This window comes from Haoranjiania flava (assembly GCF_025631005.1).
GTDB lineage: Bacteria > Bacteroidota > Bacteroidia > Chitinophagales > Chitinophagaceae > Haoranjiania > Haoranjiania flava.
Window position 1 is genome coordinate 1 of the sequence record NZ_JAOTPL010000054.1, and the last position, 606, is coordinate 606.

The window sequence follows — 606 nt, forward strand, 5'->3', positions numbered from 1 at the left end:
ATCAAATGAATCAGCCACTTTTCAAAGATAAAGTTACACAAATTTTTGTTTCCGTAGATGATTTTTGTCTCAATTTTGAAAATCCCATTAAAGAGTTACTCCTGCAAGAGGATTCCGGTGTAAAACGTCGCAACAGAAAGGCCTCACTTTGCGATAGTGAAATTATCTCCATTTTGATCGCTTTTCATAGTGGCGGCTTCGCCAATTTTAAATTCTTTTATACACAATATGTTTGTGTGCATCTGCGTAAAGAGTTTCCCACGCTGGTTTCCTACAATCGTTTTATAGAGCTTAGCCACCGCTGCGCGATTGCTTTTATGCTGTATCTGCATTATTGCTGTAAAGGTGAGTGTACAGGCATTTCTTTTATTGACAGCACTGTGCTGCGCGTGTGTCATAATAAACGTATCAAACGCCACAAGACTTTCAAAGGGCTTGCAGAAGTTGGTAAGAGCACTATGGGCTGGTTCTATGGCTTCAAGCTGCACCTGGTCATTAACGACAAGGGTGAAATATTATCCTTCTATCTCTCCAAAGGCAATGTAGATGACAGGAATGCCAAAGCCATCACCAAACTTACAGAAAAACTCTTCGGCAAACTCTTTG

The 606-nt window shown here is 40.4% G+C and carries 1 protein-coding gene; it reads left to right on the forward strand.

Annotated features, from left to right (window positions below; translation table 11 throughout):
• Positions 1-173: 173 nt before the first annotated feature.
• Positions 174-606 (forward strand): IS982 family transposase (locus tag OD355_RS13820; protein WP_263039084.1); only part of this gene is annotated, 433 nt, incomplete at its 3' end.